This window comes from Jiella flava (assembly GCF_017349315.1).
GTDB classification, from domain to species: Bacteria; Pseudomonadota; Alphaproteobacteria; order Rhizobiales; family Rhizobiaceae; genus Jiella; species Jiella flava.
Window position 1 is genome coordinate 459,918 of the sequence record NZ_JAFMPP010000001.1, and the last position, 12,839, is coordinate 472,756.

At 64.6% G+C, this 12,839-nt stretch carries 14 protein-coding genes; 12 read left to right on the forward strand and 2 right to left on the reverse strand.

The annotated features are described in order from the left end of the window. Nucleotides 1–84 precede the first annotated feature (84 nt). Both rplT and rpmI read right to left on the reverse strand, forming a co-directional pair. Nucleotides 85–504, reverse strand: a complete 420-nt coding sequence (gene rplT / locus J1C48_RS02055) for a 50S ribosomal protein L20 (RefSeq protein WP_207255979.1) — start codon at nt 502–504, stop codon at nt 85–87. Nucleotides 505–643: 139 nt separating this feature from the next. After that, complete coding sequence (gene rpmI / locus J1C48_RS02060; protein WP_207255980.1) at nt 644–844, reverse strand: 50S ribosomal protein L35; 201 nt, start codon at nt 842–844, stop codon at nt 644–646. Between the two features lie 316 nt (nt 845–1,160). Here rpmI and trpS point away from each other — a divergent pair, with 316 nt between their 5' ends. From trpS to lnt, 12 genes are all read left to right on the forward strand, one after another. Further along, nucleotides 1,161–2,225, forward strand: coding sequence for a tryptophan--tRNA ligase (gene trpS, locus J1C48_RS02065; RefSeq protein ID WP_207255981.1), 1,065 nt, complete (start codon nt 1,161–1,163; stop codon nt 2,223–2,225). A 148-nt stretch (nt 2,226–2,373) separates the two neighbouring features. Then, nucleotides 2,374–2,865 carry a universal stress protein gene (locus tag J1C48_RS02070; RefSeq protein ID WP_207255982.1) on the forward strand — a complete coding sequence of 164 codons (492 nt, stop codon included), beginning with the start codon at nt 2,374–2,376 and terminating at the stop codon, nt 2,863–2,865. Nucleotides 2,866–3,058: 193 nt separating this feature from the next. Continuing rightward, nucleotides 3,059–3,631, forward strand: a complete 573-nt coding sequence (locus J1C48_RS02075; protein WP_207255983.1) for a NifU family protein — start codon at nt 3,059–3,061, stop codon at nt 3,629–3,631. 109 nt (nt 3,632–3,740) lie between these two features. Next, nucleotides 3,741–3,965: a type II toxin-antitoxin system Phd/YefM family antitoxin gene (locus J1C48_RS02080; RefSeq protein ID WP_231081522.1), complete on the forward strand. Its 225-nt coding sequence runs from the start codon at nt 3,741–3,743 to the stop codon at nt 3,963–3,965. 85 nt (nt 3,966–4,050) lie between these two features. Next, complete coding sequence (tsaB, locus tag J1C48_RS02085) at nt 4,051–4,776, forward strand: tRNA (adenosine(37)-N6)-threonylcarbamoyltransferase complex dimerization subunit type 1 TsaB (RefSeq protein ID WP_207255984.1); 726 nt, start codon at nt 4,051–4,053, stop codon at nt 4,774–4,776. A 120-nt stretch (nt 4,777–4,896) separates the two neighbouring features. Beyond that, nucleotides 4,897–5,421 carry a GNAT family N-acetyltransferase gene (locus tag J1C48_RS02090; protein ID WP_207255985.1) on the forward strand — a complete coding sequence of 175 codons (525 nt, stop codon included), beginning with the start codon at nt 4,897–4,899 and terminating at the stop codon, nt 5,419–5,421. Nucleotides 5,422–5,507: 86 nt separating this feature from the next. Further along, the gene (gene olsA, locus J1C48_RS02095; protein ID WP_207255986.1) at nt 5,508–6,299 is read left to right on the forward strand and encodes a lyso-ornithine lipid O-acyltransferase; all 792 of its coding nucleotides are present in this window, start codon (nt 5,508–5,510) and stop codon (nt 6,297–6,299) included. A gap of 144 nt (nt 6,300–6,443) precedes the next feature. Then, the gene (gene miaB, locus J1C48_RS02100; protein WP_207255987.1) at nt 6,444–7,859 is read left to right on the forward strand and encodes a tRNA (N6-isopentenyl adenosine(37)-C2)-methylthiotransferase MiaB; all 1,416 of its coding nucleotides are present in this window, start codon (nt 6,444–6,446) and stop codon (nt 7,857–7,859) included. Then, nucleotides 7,856–8,902 (forward strand): PhoH family protein, encoded by a 1,047-nt coding sequence (locus J1C48_RS02105; RefSeq protein WP_231081523.1) that lies wholly within the window; start codon nt 7,856–7,858, stop codon nt 8,900–8,902. Before miaB ends, J1C48_RS02105 begins: the two co-directional genes overlap by 4 nt. 103 nt (nt 8,903–9,005) lie before the next feature. Further along, entirely contained in the window at nt 9,006–9,563 is a 558-nt protein-coding gene (ybeY, locus tag J1C48_RS02110) for an rRNA maturation RNase YbeY (protein ID WP_207255988.1), read from the forward strand. A 98-nt stretch (nt 9,564–9,661) separates the two neighbouring features. Beyond that, on the forward strand, nt 9,662–10,741 hold the full coding sequence (locus J1C48_RS02115) for a hemolysin family protein (RefSeq protein WP_207256126.1): 1,080 nt from the start codon (nt 9,662–9,664) through the stop codon (nt 10,739–10,741). A gap of 387 nt (nt 10,742–11,128) precedes the next feature. Next, on the forward strand, nt 11,129–12,721 hold the full coding sequence (lnt, locus tag J1C48_RS02120) for an apolipoprotein N-acyltransferase (protein WP_231081525.1): 1,593 nt from the start codon (nt 11,129–11,131) through the stop codon (nt 12,719–12,721). Nucleotides 12,722–12,839: the final 118 nt, after the last annotated feature.

A 12,839-nucleotide genomic window follows, 5' to 3' on the forward strand; every position in this document is an offset into this window, starting at 1 on the left:
TTTTCTCGATTCAAAACCGGCGCCTGATGTCCGTTTCGTCTGATCGCATCGGACCCGCCGCGTGGACGATCCAGGGATCAGGCGTCAGGCTGCGCGCTTTTCTCCGACCGCCCGCTCGTAGGCGCCGGGAAACTCACCGTCCTTCAGATAGGCGAGCGCCTGCTTGGCCGATTCGCAGAGCGCGGCGAACGCCTCGGGCTCGTGAATGGCGATGTCGGACAGAACCTTCCGGTCGACCTCGATGCCGGCCTTGTTGAGGCCGTCGATGAAGCGGCCATAGGTCAGGCCGTGCTCGCGGACCGCGGCGTTGATGCGCTGGATCCACAGGGCGCGGAAATTCCGCTTCTTCACCTTGCGGTCGCGGGTCGCATACTGCTTCGACCGATCGACGGCCGCCTTGGCGGTGCGGATGGTATTCTTGCGGCGGCCGTAGAAACCCTTGGCCTGCTTGAGAACCTTCTTGTGCTTGGCGTGGGCGGTAACGCCCCTCTTGACGCGTGCCATGATCTAAACTCCTGAAATCTCTGAGATGCCTAAAGCATGATCCGGAAAAGTGGGAACCGGTTTTCCGACAGGATCATGCGCTGAAACGATCGCGGGGGGGACGGCGGCTCGATTGGAGTGCGTCCCGCATGTGCGCCGCTCAGCGGTCGTAGGGCATGTAGGTCTTGACGATCCGCTCGTCGGGCTTCGACAAAATCATCGTGCCGCGTGCATCGCGAATGAAGTCGTTGGAGCGTTTGATCATGCCGTGGCGTTTGCCGGCCGGCTGCGCCTTGACGTGGCCGTTGGCGGTCATGCGGAAGCGCTTCTTGGCGCTCGACTTGGTCTTCATCTTGGGCATTTTGCTCTCCTGATTAAGAGGATCGCGACGCCCGGAGCGGTCGCAAGCCTTGCAAAGGCCCTGCGCCGTCCTGCCTTCATTGAAGGAATGTCGCGAACAGCATTTAGAACCGCCACGGCATGCCCTGCCGGCCGGCTCTCTGAACGGGGCGTCTCATACGCGAGCGGCGGGAAATGCGCAAGGCCTCAATCGCGGCGGCGAGCGACGTGCCGCTTGTAGAAGCCGGCCCTGTCTTGAGACCGCCGGCCGCTTGATCGCGCCCGCGCCGTCCGCCATAAGGCGCGGCAATTCCTAAAGTGTCCTCGGAGCCGCCAGCATGAGCGATTTCGCCCCCCGCGTCTTTTCCGGCGTGCAGCCGACCGGAAACCTGCATCTCGGCAACTATCTCGGCGCGATCCGCAAATTTGTCGCCCTGCAGGAAAGCCAGGACTGTCTCTATTGCGTGGTCGACCTGCATTCGATCACCGCGCAGCTCGTCCATGACGATCTGAAAGGCCAGATCCGCTCGATCACCGCCGCCTTCCTCGCCGCCGGCATCGATCCGAAGCGCCACATCGTCTTCAATCAGAGCCGGGTCGCGGCCCATGCCGAGCTCGCTTGGATCTTCAACTGCGTCGCCCGCATCGGCTGGATGAACCGGATGACCCAGTTCAAGGAAAAGGCCGGCAAAGACCGCGAAAACGCCTCCCTCGGCCTCCTGGCCTATCCAAGTCTGATGGCCGCCGACATCCTGCTTTATCGCGCCACCCATGTTCCCGTCGGCGACGATCAGAAGCAGCATCTGGAGCTGACCCGCGACATCGCCATCAAGTTCAACAACGACTTCTCGCCGCGCATCGCCGCGGCCGGCCTCGGCACGCCGATCCAGATGGGCGAGGAGACGGTGAATGGCTACTTCCCGATCACCGAGCCGCTGATCGAAGGGGAGGCGACCCGGGTGATGAGCTTGAAGGACGGCGCCAAGAAAATGTCGAAGTCGGATCCCTCCGACCTGTCGCGCATCAACCTGACCGACGACGCCGAGCAGATCGCCCGCAAGATCAAGAAGGCGAAGACCGATCCGGACGCCTTGCCCTCGGAGGTCAAAGGCCTTGAAGGCCGCGCCGAGGCGGACAATCTCGTCGGCATCTTCGCGGCGCTGGCCGGCCAGAGCAAAGCGGCGGTGCTGAAGGATTTCGGCGGCAAGCCGTTCTCCGAGTTCAAGCCGGCGCTGGCCGAACTGGCGGTCACGGTGCTGGAGCCGATCACCGCCGAAATGCGGCGGCTCACCGACGATCCTGCCCATATCGACGCCGTTTTGAAGGATGGCGGCGAGCGCGCCGGGGCGATCGCCGAAAAGACGATGCGCGACGTCAAGGAGATCGTCGGCTTTCTGCAATAGCCGGGCCGAAGGCCGCGACCGAGCGCCCGCGCCGCCACCGCGGGCGTCTTGACTCAAAAGGCCTTGATCGAACGGATTTTCTGAAACCGGATGCAGTTGCGAAACGGGCCGCCTTGCCGCGGTCGTTCTCTGCAGCCATTTTACCGTCATGGTTTCGAAACGACTCGGCCGCGACGCAGGCGGCAAACGAAAATTTCTGGCGATCATCGACGGCACCCCCGAATGCACCCGGGCGGCCTCCTATGCCGGCTATCGCGCCAAGGCGAGCGGCGGCGGCGCGGTGCTGCTCTATGTGATCGAGCCGGGCGACTTCCAGCATTGGCTCGGCGTCGAGAAGCTGATGCGCGCCGAGGCCGAGGAAGAGGCCGAGAACAGCCTCGCCAAAGTCGCCGAGGAACTGCGCGAGGTGATCGGTATCGAGCCGGAAACGGTCATCCGCGAGGGCAAGATCATCGAAGAGATCCACGCCCAGATCGAGGCCGATCGCGAAATCGCGATTCTCGTTCTGGCCGCCGGTGAAGCCGGCGAGGGACCGGGGCCGCTGGTCTCCTCCGTCGCCGGCAAGGGCGCGGCCTTTCCGATTCCCGTCACCATCGTGCCGGCCTCGCTGACCGACGACGAAATCATCAGCTTGTGCTGAACACCGCAGCGATGCGCTGGCCGCCGAGCAACGGCTGACCAGCCCCCTCTCCCGCGCACGGGCGCGAGCTGCGGCGATGGAAATGGCCGGCGCGCGCGCCCATTTCTTGTAAGGGTCGCGGCGAAGCGATACCCTTGACGACATTCCACCAAGATGACCCGCTGCCAAGGGCAGCCGGCCAGAGGCGAAGTTCATGTTCATCCAGACCGAAGTCACACCCAATCCCGCGACGCTGAAGTTCCTGCCTGGCCGGGTTTTGATCGAAAGCGGCACGGAAGAGTTTTCCGACCGGGACGAGGCCGAGGCGCGCTCGCCGCTGGCGGCCAAGCTGATGGCAATCCCGGACGTCGCCGGCGTGTTCTTCGGCTTCGACTTTGTGACCGTGACCAAGCGCACCGGCGAATGGCAGCATCTGAAACCGGCGGTTCTCGCGACCCTGATGGAGCACTTCATGGCCGACGAGCCGGTGATGGCCGCCAATGGCGGTCCGGCAGCCACGAGCGGCGAGGAGTTCTTCTCCCAAGCCGACGAGCAGACCGTCGCGACCATCAAGGAACTGCTCGAGACACGCGTGCGCCCGGCCGTCGCCCAGGATGGCGGCGACATCACCTTCCGCGGCTTCAAGGACGGCACGGTCTATCTCAACATGCGCGGCGCCTGCGCCGGATGCCCCTCGTCGACGGCGACGCTGAAGCACGGCATCCAAAATCTCCTGCGCCATTTCGTGCCCGAGGTAGAGGCGGTCGAGGCCGTCGAGGCGGCGTGATGGTCGATAGAGCTTGCAGCCCTCGGTCGATCAGATGATGGTATCTGATGGCGGGCAGCGCAAAGGATCATCCGATAAAGATTCCAATAGCCCCGCAGCCGAGGGCCACTTGAACGATCTCGTCAGCCGGGCTGTGGCCGGAGAAGATATCGTCCTGACACGCGATGGCGCGGTCGTCGTTCGTCTTTCGCCGATTGAGCGCGAGGAAAAGCGCGCTCTTTTCTTCGCTGGCATCGCAGCCTTGCAAGAAGAAGTGCGAGCGACGGCATGGCCCGGCCCCCGCGCGGCGCGGAGCCAGGATTTTCTCTATAACGACGACGGCCTGCCCGGTTGATCGTGCTCGACACTTCGGCCCTGATGGGCTGGGCAAAGCGCCTCTGACCGCCGCGATCCCAAGGCTTTCCATTTGAAATCGCCCCATGCCCTCGCTGATCCTCGCCATTGACACGGCCTTTTCCCGCTGCACCGCCGCGCTGTTTGATCCGCGCGGCGACGGGCGGCTGTTGGCGGCGGCCGAGCCGGAGATTGGCAAGGGCCATGCCGAGCGGCTGACGGGGGTGATCGACAGCGTCTTGGCCGAGGCCGGTGTGGCTTACGGCGATCTTGCCCGCATTGTCGTGACGACCGGGCCCGGGTCCTTTACCGGCGTTCGCGTCGGCGTCGCCGCCGCCAGGGGGCTGGCCCTCGCGCTTGCCGTCCCGGCGATCGGCGTCTCGACACTCGACGCGCTGGCGGCGTGTGCCCTTGGCGGATCCAAGGCTCAAAACCCGGCCGCGCCGGTGCTCGCCGTTCTCGATGCGCGCCGCGACGAGGTCTATGCCGCGCTCTATGCCGCAGACGGCGCGATGATCAGCGCAGCGGCGGCCCTCGCACCGGAAGCATTGGGCGATGTCGTCGCCGCCTGCCCGGCCGCAACGCCGCTCATCCTCGTCGGCACGGGCGCAAAGATCGCCGCCGACCAACTCGCCGCCCGACCAACGACGATCGAGCAGGACAGCGACCGTATCGATCCGGAAACGCTTGCCCGGCTTGGCGCCACGACCATCCCCGGCGAGCCGCCGCGGCCGCTTTATCTGCGCGGCGCCGATGCCAAGCCCTCGTCGATGCGCTCGTTGCGTGCGGTATCCATAGAAAGCATTCCCTAATGCGCTTCGGCGTAGCATAGAGTGGAATGCCCTTCGCGTGTCGCCAAGGAGAATTCGCAAGCAACGCGAATAATTTCGGCCGCAGCGGCATGCGTAGGAATGCGGGGGAGAGTGACGCACATGTACTGGCTGTTGCCTTGGGTCTGGACGACGAGTTGGATGGAGGGCTTTCTCGGCCAGGGGGAGACCATCGCCTTGGACCTCACCGACGAGGATCTGGATGCCGCCGCCGAGCTGCATAGCGAGGCCTTCGACCAGCCCTGGTCCGGAGACGAGCTCGGCACGCTTCTCGCCCAGCGCGGCAGCTTCGGCTATGTCGTCCACAAGATCGGCGTGGCGCGCAGCGAGCCCCTCGGCTTCGTCCTCGCCCGCAACATCGCCGGGGAAGCCGAGATCCTCACCATCACCGTGTCACGCCGCTACCGCCGCGGCGGTCTCGGCCGGATGCTGATGGATCAGGTGCTGCAAAAGCTCCATGCCGACCGGGCCGAGTCGCTGTTTCTCGAGGTCGACGAGGAGAACGAAGCGGCGTTGAGGCTTTACAAGCGGCTGCGTTTCGAGGAAGTGGGACGGCGCCCCGCCTATTACTGTCATCCGGACGGCCGGCGGACCAGTGCCCTGACCTTGAAACGGAGCCTGGCCTGACGCGGCGAGGCGCCGTCCCGCCCCTGTCGAGCTGCCGCCGTCATGACCGCACGCCTTCGCCTCTCCCTTGCAGAGACCGAACGATCATGATCGCCCGGGCGCGCGTTGCAGTCGTCGCGACATCTCTCGTCCTGATGACGCTGGTGCTCTGGCCGTTGCAGGCGCTCGCCATGTGGCGAGGCTGGCCGCTGCAACGCAAGCTGCCGCATCTTTGGCACGTGATCGCCTGCCACATCGCCGGCCTCAAAGTGCATGTGAAAGGCCGGCCGGCCAGCGAGCGCCCCTTGCTGCTCGTCTCCAATCACCAGTCCTGGTCGGACATCATGGTGCTCGGACGGGTGATGCCGCTCTCCTTCATCGCCAAGGCCGAGGTGCGCGACTGGCCGGCCTTCGGCCTCCTGGCCAAGCTGCAGCGCACGGTCTTCGTCGAGCGCGAGGCGCGGCGGCGCACCGGCCATCAAGCCTCGGCGATTGCCGATCGTTTGTCTGAGGGCGATGCGATGGTGCTCTTTGCCGAAGGCACGACCTCCGACGGCAACGAGGTGCTGCCGTTCAAGACCGCGCTGTTCGGCGCGGCGCAAATGGCGCTGCGCGATAGCACATCCGGCTCGGTTCAGGTTCAGCCCGTTGCCATCGCTTATACCCATGCAAGCGGCCTGCCACTCGGCCGCTTTTTCCGCCCCCTCGCCGCCTGGCCCGGCGACGTCGAACTTGGCCCGCATCTCCTCGGCTTTCTGAAAGAGGGCGCGATCGACGCGACGGTCGCCTTTGGCGAGCCGCTGACTTTTACCGAAAGCTCCAGCCGCAAGGCCATGGCCCGCGACGCGGAAGACAGCGTCCGCAGGCTGCTCGCCGACAGTCTCGCCGGACGCGATTGACACGATGCGAAAGACGCAGGTCCCGCTTGCGCTCAGTCACGATGCCGTCGATATAGGAAGATAAGAATGGCGCCGAACGGGACCAATCGGCGCCGTCACAGCGACCAATGACACCTCGAGACGAAAGCCTGACCTGAAGGGCGCATGAGCGATATCAGCCAAGCCAGACTGACGCCGACGACGCGAGCCGGTTCACGCAAGGTCTTTATCAAGACATATGGCTGCCAGATGAACGTCTATGATTCCCAGCGCATGGGCGATGCGCTGGCGAATGGCGGCTATGTGGCGACGGAGACCATGGAGGATGCCGATCTGATCCTCCTCAACACCTGCCATATCCGGGAAAAGGCCGCGGAAAAGATCTATTCCGAGCTCGGCCGCATCCGCGATATGAAGGCCGAGCGGGCGTTGGAAGGCCGCGACATGCGCGTCGCCGTCGCCGGCTGCGTCGCCCAGGCCGAGGGCGAGGAAATCATCGCCCGGGCGCCGGTGGTCGATCTCGTCATCGGGCCGCAGACCTATCATCGCCTGCCCGAGGCTTTGGCACGCGTCGACAAGGGCGAGCGGGTGATCGAGACCGACTACGCGGTCGAGGACAAGTTCGAGCATCTGCCGAGGGCAGCCAAGAAGGACATCCGGGCGCGCGGCGTCACCGCCTTTTTGACCGTGCAGGAAGGCTGCGACAAGTTCTGCACCTTCTGCGTCGTGCCCTATACGCGGGGAGCGGAAGTCTCGCGGCCCTTCGCCCAGATCCTCGACGAGGCACGGCAACTCGCCGAAGCCGGCGTGCGCGAGGTGACGCTGCTCGGCCAGAACGTCAATGCCTGGCATGGCAAGGACCCCACGGGAAAGTCGATCGGCCTCGGCGGACTGCTGTTCGCGCTTGCCGAGATCCCCGGCCTGAAGCGGCTTCGCTACACCACCTCGCATCCGCGCGACATGGACGACGCGCTGATCGCCGCCCATCGCGATCTGCCGGCGCTGATGCCCTATCTGCATCTGCCGGTGCAGTCCGGCTCCGATGCGATTTTGAAGGCGATGAACCGTCGCCACAGCGCGGCTGACTATCTGCGGCTGATCGATCGCATCCGCACGGCACGGTCGGATATCGCGTTGTCGGGCGACTTCATCGTCGGCTTTCCCGGCGAGAGCGAGGCCGATTTCGAGGCAACGATGCAACTGGTCTCGGATGTGGACTACGCCTCGGCCTTCTCGTTCAAATATTCGGCACGGCCCGGCACACCGGGCGCGGCGCTTTCCGACCATGTCAGCGAGGCGGTGAAAAGCGAGCGCCTGGCCCGGCTGCAGGCGCTGCTGCGCCGGCAGCAACAGGCGTTTTCCGAGAGCCTCGTCGGCCAGAGCTTGAGCGTCCTGATTGAGAAGCCCGGCCGCCGCCCCGGCCAGATCGTCGGCCGCTCGCCCTATCTGCAGCCGGTGGTGATGCGCCAGGGCGTCGGCGCGATCGGCGACATCGTCACGGTCGAGATTGCCAATTCCGTCGCCAACTCGCTGATCGCGGAGGGCGCGATGCACCTCGAACCCACCGGAATGGTCGCATGAAGCCGACGCGTGGCGTGACACCCGCATCCGGCGCCTCCGACATGGCGCACATTGTCCTGACCTTCGAGGACAATCGCCTGGCAAGCGCTCTCTTCGGTCAGTTCGACGAGCACCTGGCGTTGCTTGAGCAAAAGCTCGGCATCGACGCCCGGGCGCGGGGCAACAAGGTCGAGATTCGCGGTGAAGCAGGCGTCGTCGAACAGGCGAGGCGCGCCCTTGATCATCTCTACGAGCGTCTGCAGGGCGGCAGCGAAATCGGCACCAAGGATGTCGACGGCGCGGTGCGCATGGCGATTGCCCAGGACGACCAGCTGTATCTGCCGACCCTTGAGAAGAAGGGCCGCATGGCGCTGGCGCAGATTTCGACGCGCAAGAAGACCATCCATGCTCGCACCCCGACCCAGGACGCCTATATGCGGGCCCTCGACCGGGCTGAACTGGTCTTCGGCGTCGGCCCGGCCGGCACCGGCAAGACCTATCTCGCCGTCGCCCACGCCGCCCAGCTTCTGGAGCGCGGTCAGGTGGATCGCATCATCCTCACCCGGCCGGCGGTCGAAGCGGGCGAGCGGTTGGGCTTCCTGCCGGGCGACATGAAGGAAAAGGTCGATCCCTATCTCAGGCCGCTCTATGATGCGCTCTACGATATGATCCCGGCCGAAAAGGTCGAGCGGGCGCTGACGGCAGGGGCGATCGAGATCGCCCCCCTCGCCTTCATGCGCGGGCGCACGCTGGCCAACGCCGCCGTCATCCTCGACGAGGCGCAGAACACCACCTCGATGCAGATGAAGATGTTCCTGACCCGGCTCGGGGAAAACGCCCGCATGGCGGTGACCGGGGATCCCTCGCAGATCGATCTGCCGCCCGGCCAAAAGTCCGGCCTGGTCGAAGCGCTGCGGGTGCTCGAAGGAGTTTCCAACGTCGTCACCGTCCGATTCGAGGCGAAGGATGTGGTGCGCCATGCCTTGGTTCAGGCGATCGTCGAAGCTTATGAGCGCGACGCCACCGAACAACGAAGCGCCGGCAGCCTGCCGCTCGATCGATAGCGCCGATGCCTGGATTTGAGGAGTGGGAGCGGCCTTTGTGCGGTCACGCGCACGCACGGCGCTGCAAGGATGACATGATCAGCCGACGAAAGATCCGTCTTTCATGAGCGCCGAAGGCGACGTTTGCCTGGTGGGATCGGATCTGCCGGTCTCCCTACCGGGCTATCCCGATCTGACCCTCGCCATCGCCGTGGAATGTGAGGCGTGGGAGGCTGCATTTCCGCACGAGGCGCTGACGGCGTTGGCAGCAAAAGCCCTGGCGGCGGCGGCAAACCATCTCGATCTGCCGGCGAGCCTGACCAGCGAGATCGCCGTCACCTTCGCCGACGACCGGACCGTTCAGGAGGCGAACCGCGACTGGCGCGATAAGGACAAGCCGACGAATATTTTGTCCTTTCCGATGAGCCAGCTGGAAACCGGCGATCTGCCTGGCCCCTTGGCCGGCGATCTTTTGATCGCATTTGAGACCGTCGCCCGCGAGGCCGAGGCCGAGGCCAAGACGACCGGCGATCACCTCAGCCACCTGATCGTTCACGGCTTTCTGCATCTCCTCGGCTATGACCATCTTTCAAACGCCGACGCGGAAACAATGGAAGCCCACGAGGTGGCGATCCTGGCCGCCCTTGGCATTGCCGACCCTTATGGCGACGGGAATCAATGACGCTGCGGACGGGCAAGATTTCGCTCTCTTCGCGAACGATCTCGCATCCGCGACAACAATCCCCTATCTTGCAAGGCGCATGAACTTTGAGTGAGACGATGTCACGCAACGACAACGCTGCGGAAAGCCCGGCAATCGACCCGGCGGCCGCAAGCGACGATTCCGCCGGCGACGACCGAAGTCGATCGTCGCACGCTTCGGCACCGCAACCCCATGGCGGCCGCAGATTTTTCGACGGACTGTTCGAACGGCTGCGCCCGCGCATGCCGCGCCTCGTGCGCGAGGACCTGACCAAGGCGCTGCTGACCGCCGATTCGGAAGAAGACGCCTTTTCGCCCACCGAACGGGCGATGCTCAACAATATCCTCAGGCTGCGCGAGGTCCGTGTCGAAGACGTCATGGTGCCCCGCGCCGATATCCGGGCCGTGGAAATCACGACGACGCTTGGCGAACTGATGAAGCAGTTCGAGGCGAGCGGCCATTCGCGCATGCCGGTCTATGGCGAGAGCCTCGATGATCCGCGCGGGATGATCCACATTCGCGACGTCGTCGGCCACATCACCCGCGTCGCACGCCCCGCCAAACAGGCCAACGGCAACGGCTCCAGCGCCCGCAAACCACGCGCCGGCCTCGATCTGCGGCAGATCAATCTCGCCCGCAAGGTCGAGGATCTCGGCATCATCCGCAAGGTGCTGTTCGTGCCACCCTCGATGCTCGCCACCGATCTGATGGCGAAAATGCAGGCCGCCCGCATTCAGATGGCGCTGGTCATCGACGAATATGGCGGCACCGACGGGCTGGTCTCGCTCGAAGACGTAATCGAAATGGTGGTCGGCAACATCGAGGACGAGCACGACGACGAAGCGCCGATGATCACCGAGCGCGGGGATGGTATTTTCTACGCCGACGCGCGAGCCGATCTCGACGAGGTCAAGCAGCTGGTCGGCGAGGATTTCGACATCTCCGAATATGAACAAGAGGCGGATACGATCGGCGGCTTGTTGTTTTCCGAGCTTGGCCGCGTGCCGGCCCGCGGCGAGGTGATCCAGGCCGTTCCCGGCTTCGAATTCCAGGTGCTCGAAGCCGATCCGCGCCGGGTGAGGCGGGTTCGGATCGTGCGCTTTCGTCAAGGCGAAAAGCGCCGGCGGATCGTCGAGGGCTTGGCCGACCAAGCCTAGGGCGCTCTGCGTCCGATCGGACGCAGAAAGGCCGCTCTCACCCTTTGAACCGACGCATCGTGCTTTGCCGAAAATCGATTCCGATTGTCTCGCCGATGCTGTAAGACACCGATCTTTCCGCCCTGGAGCGGGAGCATCGGGGCACGGCCGGATGCACCATCCGCATCACCCGCCTGACGATCAGGCTTACGAAAGCGCGCTGGCGTCTGATACAGGTCTCGGGTAAGTCGATCGGGAGTTGAGCCGGACACGGACGATTCCGGCGAAAGCGGCGGGCGGGAGTCGTTGGGCGTAGCGGTCATCGAGTCGAAGAAGTCAGGTGCGGGGTGGTTGGTCGACCGCCTGGCGCGGCGCGTGATATTGCTGGAGGGGTTGCCTCGGATTCTCGTGGCGGTCGCATCCGGTGCGATCGCCGCCCTGGCCTTGCCGCCGCTCGATTTTCCCGCCGCCCCCTTCATCGCCTTTCCGCTTCTCGTCTGGCTCTTGGACGGCATCGGCACGCGCCGGACGCTGCTCGGCGCCCTGTTTGCCGACTTTGCCATCGGATGGCTGTTCGGCTTTGGCTATTTCCTCGCCGGGCTTTGGTGGCTCGGCAGCGCGATGCTGGTGGATGCGGCGGCGTTCGCCGTGTTCATCCCGGTCGCCGTTCTCGGTCTGCCGGCGGTGTTGGCGGTCTATTTCGGCCTGGCGACCCTCATCGCCCGCCGATTTTGGATCGACAGCGCCCTGCGCATCCTGGCCCTCGCCGCCTCGCTGGCGCTGCTCGAATATTTCCGCGCCTTCGTCCTAACCGGCTTTCCCTGGAACGAACTCGGCGTGCTCGCGGCCCAGACGCCGCTGTTGTCGCAATCGGTCAGTGTCGTCGGCCTGCACGGCCTCAGCCTCTTGGCGCTCATCGTCTTCGCGGCCCCGGCCGTCATCGCCGATCGCCACGCCCGCGCCCCGATGCTCGTCGTTGCGGCGCTGATCGTCGCCCTCGACCTTGGCTATGGAGCTTGGCGCCTGGCCAACCATCCAACCCGCTTCGTCGATGACCTCACCGTAAGCGTCGTCCAGGCAAACATCGCCCAATCCGACAAATTCGACGAAGCTCAGGCGCAGAAGATCTTTGCCAAGCAGATCGCCGTGACGGAAAAGGGCCGCCAGGATCGGCATGACAAGGCATCGATCCCGGCCAAGACCGGCGGGCCGGCAATCATCGACGCGACGGAGAAAAAGACCCACAGGCTGATCATCTGGCCGGAATCCTCGATCCCCTTCATTCTCACCGAGCGACCGGAAGCCGTTGCCCAGCTCGCCGACATGATCCAGCCGGACGAGACGCTGATCGCCGGCGCGCCGCGCATCGAGCCGATGCCGTCGGGCGGCGAGCGGCTCTACAACTCCGTCCTGGTCGTCGATGACAATGGCGAAATCGTCGACGCGCGCGACAAGGTGCATCTCGTCCCGTTCGGCGAATATATGCCGTTCGGTCCGTTGATGGAGCGGCTCGGCATCATGAATCTGACCGAGATGCCCGGCGGTTACTCCGCCGGCACACAGCGCGAGGAGATCAAGCTCAAGGGCATCCCGGCCTTCCTGCCACTGGTCTGCTACGAAGCGATCTTTCCCGATGAGATCGTCGCGAGCATGAGGGGCTCACGCCCCGGCTTTCTCGTCAACGACACCAATGACGGCTGGTTCGGCATGACACCCGGCCCGCATCAGCACCTGCGGCTCGCGGAACTGTCCGCGGTCGCCGTCGGCCTGCCGCTGATCCGCGCCGCCAACACCGGCATTTCGGTCGTCACCGACGCCTATGGCCGAGAAATCGACGCCCTGGCGCTCGGGGCGACCGGCACCATCGAGTCGCGACTTCCGGTAGCCGCGCCCGCGACGCCATACGCTCGCCTTCAAAATATTCCGTTCTTCATTCTAATGAGTATGTGTTTTTTCGCGATTCTCGTCGTTCGGCGGTTTATCAGCCGGCAAACGAGTTGACATCCTAACGGTTATAGGTCACCCCCTTGGAAAATTTTAGTTAGCCGTGACCTTTGTATACCCCCGTCGATTTACCCGCTGGCGGGCCGGAGTCACCGCGGCTGAAACGAGCAAATGC